Source organism: Streptacidiphilus melanogenes (assembly GCF_000787835.1).
GTDB classification, from domain to species: Bacteria; Actinomycetota; Actinomycetes; order Streptomycetales; family Streptomycetaceae; genus Streptacidiphilus; species Streptacidiphilus melanogenes.
In genome coordinates this window covers 1-1,420 of record NZ_BBPP01000100.1, presented here as the reverse complement: position 1 = coordinate 1,420, position 1,420 = coordinate 1, and the positions used below count along the sequence as shown (strand labels likewise).

The 1,420-nt window shown below is 66.7% G+C and carries 1 protein-coding gene and 2 pseudogenes; 2 read left to right on the top strand and 1 reads right to left on the bottom strand.

Going from position 1 to position 1,420, the window contains the following annotated elements:
- Positions 1-200 (top strand): annotated as a pseudogene (locus TR49_RS44330) (hypothetical protein); the annotation flags it as partial.
- A 57-nt stretch (positions 201-257) separates the two neighbouring features.
- On the opposite strand, the pseudogene TR49_RS39385 reads toward TR49_RS44330, so the two are convergent.
- Positions 258-1,153, bottom strand: a pseudogene (locus TR49_RS39385) (integrase core domain-containing protein).
- Between TR49_RS39385 and TR49_RS46235 the strand changes: the two are divergent.
- Positions 1,064-1,357: a hypothetical protein gene (locus tag TR49_RS46235; RefSeq protein WP_236653748.1), complete on the top strand. Its 294-nt coding sequence runs from the start codon at positions 1,064-1,066 to the stop codon at positions 1,355-1,357. The pseudogene TR49_RS39385 and the gene TR49_RS46235 sit on opposite strands and share 90 nt — an antisense overlap.
- Positions 1,358-1,420: the final 63 nt, after the last annotated feature.

Below are 1,420 nucleotides of genomic sequence, written 5' to 3'. Positions count from 1 at the left end.
GCCGCGTCGGCGCCGGCTGGAACACCTACACCACCATGACGACGGTCCCCGACGTGACGGATGACGGGCTGCCGGACCTCGTCGCCCGAGACGCGTCAGGCGTGCTCTGGCTGTACCAAGGAACCGCCAATCCCGCGTCACCCTTCAAGCCCCGCATCCGCATCGGAGCCGGCTGGAACGCGTACACCACGCTGGTCTGACAGGGCGGGGGCGAGTGGTCCGAACTCTGCGCCTGCCGACAACCTCATCCGGGCAGCTCAAGCAGCATGTCGGTACTCGTGGATGGCGCCGCCGAGGCGGTCTCTCCGGCGTATGTCCAGGCGGGCGATCTGCCCGGGATCGAGCGGTTCAGGCACGGCGCGTAGTGGTGCCGCCTGGTTCATGGCTTGGTGGGGCCGGTGGGCGTTGTGATGCTGCTCGAACTCGTGCAAGGCGCGGCGTAGGTGGCTTTCGTTCCAGATGAGGGTCCGGTCCAGGAGTTCGTGGCGGCAGGTCTGGACCCAGCGCTCCATGATGGAGTTCATGCGCGGCATTCGGATGCCGGTGAGGACGGCCTGGATGCCGGCGTCGGCCAGGATCTGGTCGAACAGGGCTGGGAACTTGGCGTCCCGGTCCCGGATCAAGTATCTGACGGTGGCTCCGGCGTCCTCCAGGTCCATGACCAGGTTCCGTGCCGCTTGCGTGACCCAGTTCGCGGTGGGGTGTGCGGTGGTCCCGAGGATCCGGACGCGACGGGTGGCGTGCTCGATGACGGCCAGGATGTATTGGCCTTGGCCGGTCAGGGTGACGGTCTCGATGAAGTCGCAGGCGAGCAGCGCGTCTGCCTGAGTGCGAAGGAAGTCGGTCCAGGTGGTGGCTCCGCGGTCGGGCGCGGGGTCGATGCCCTCGGCTTTGAGGACCTCCCACACCATCGAAGCGGCGACTTTGATGCCGAGAGCAGCCAGCTCGCCGTGGACCCTGCGGTAGCCCCAAGACGGGTCTCGCGCACCAGGCGCAGGATCAGGGCCCGGATCGAACGGACCGTCGGCGGACGCCCGGGTCGCTTCGGCCGGCAGGTACGCGCGTGGCACCGCCGCATGACATCACGATGCCAGCGCAGCACCGTGTCCGGGCGGACAAGCAAACGAAGCCGACGCAGGAACTCCCGCGGCACCGGAATCAGCAGAGCAGCAAGGAACGCACGATCCTCCGGAGAGAACGTCACCCTGTCCCCACCGAGCTGTCGTTCAAGGACGGCGATCTGGTGACGCAGAACCAAGATCTCCACATCCTTCTCGCGGTCGCTCATCGGCAGAAGCCGCACGGCAGCAAAAGCATGGGAGACAGCCAGGTAGGCGAAGCGCAGCAACACAGGTGATCATCTTGCCGCAACTCATGACAGCCCCTGAGCTGGGCGGATGACATTCTCGGCAGGCGCAAG